The following is a 1,023-nucleotide window of genomic DNA, read 5'->3' as shown; positions in this document are numbered from 1 at the left end:
CTTTTCAAAAGATCCGTTGGCAACGACAAGCGCACTGATCTGACGTTGTGCTTTTAAATCTGCTTCACGAAATTCTTCGCTGTGGCGGTTGCGAATCTTCAGCCAGTGACCTGTATCGCCCTGTCCTGGAAAAACAAGCGGGTAATGCAGCAGCGGAGCGTTCTCTAATTTCTTTTTCAGGTTAAAGTCGCGGAAAGATGCACTAACAGCTTTCTTTGCAACTTCAGTAGATACTTGTTTGTTTTCTGAAGACATAATCGTTCCTTAATAAAACGGGGTTTACACCCCGTTCCAATTACTCACCAGGATTAACAGCAACAAGGCAAGATGTGCTCGGTATAGTACGACCATGTGAATCTGTTACTTCACATACATACTGACCGGCATCCGCCTCTTGTGCGTTAGATTTAGTGTATGTCGCTTGTTTAGCTTCCGGAATAACAACACCACCTTTCTTCCATACATAGGTATAAGGTTCTTCGCCACCTTTGACCACAACTGAAAGGGTTAATGTTTGCCCTTTAGTGATAGTCTTATTGGCGGTAAGATCTGTCGTGAAAGAAATCGGAGGAAGTTTAGTAATACGAATGCTGTAACCTTCGTCCTGATCCAACAGACCAGTATAACTCATGTTCAGCATGATGTCGCCTTCACCATCGATCGGACGCGGAGCTTCCGTAATCTTGATACGAGGCATACTGAAACGATAGCCAGCACCAGTAGTTCCGTCCAGGATGTCGATAGTCAGGTCACTTTCCTGTTCGTTCAGGAATCTACTACGCAGTTTATTATCTTCGTAGTAGGCGGTCAGTGTACCACTAATCTGACGACGTTTAGAGCTTGGCTTAATAGAGAACTTGGAACCAACAACGAAGCGAGGCTCGATGCCGTTCTCAAGGTTAATAGCCATCTCAGTAATAACATCAACGGACACATCGCCCATAGCCAGCTTACCAGAGAAGCCATCCATAGGTGGCGTAGTCGTACGAGTACCTTTACTTAGACCAGACGGCAGGGTAGCAG

Annotated in this window: 2 protein-coding genes; both read right to left on the bottom strand. The window is 45.6% G+C overall.

The features are described from left to right. Positions 1-255, bottom strand: a 255-nt coding sequence (locus BM613_RS14595) for a hypothetical protein (protein WP_146192859.1), incomplete at its 3' end; no start/stop codon positions are given. A 40-nt stretch (positions 256-295) separates the two neighbouring features. Next, positions 296-1,023 (bottom strand): phage tail tube protein (locus BM613_RS15440; protein ID WP_219930728.1); only part of this gene is annotated, 728 nt, incomplete at its 5' end.

Source organism: Sulfoacidibacillus thermotolerans, assembly GCF_003144315.1.
Lineage (GTDB): Bacteria > Bacillota > Bacilli > Alicyclobacillales > SLC66 > Sulfoacidibacillus > Sulfoacidibacillus thermotolerans.
This window is presented reverse-complemented; position numbering and strand designations above follow the sequence as displayed.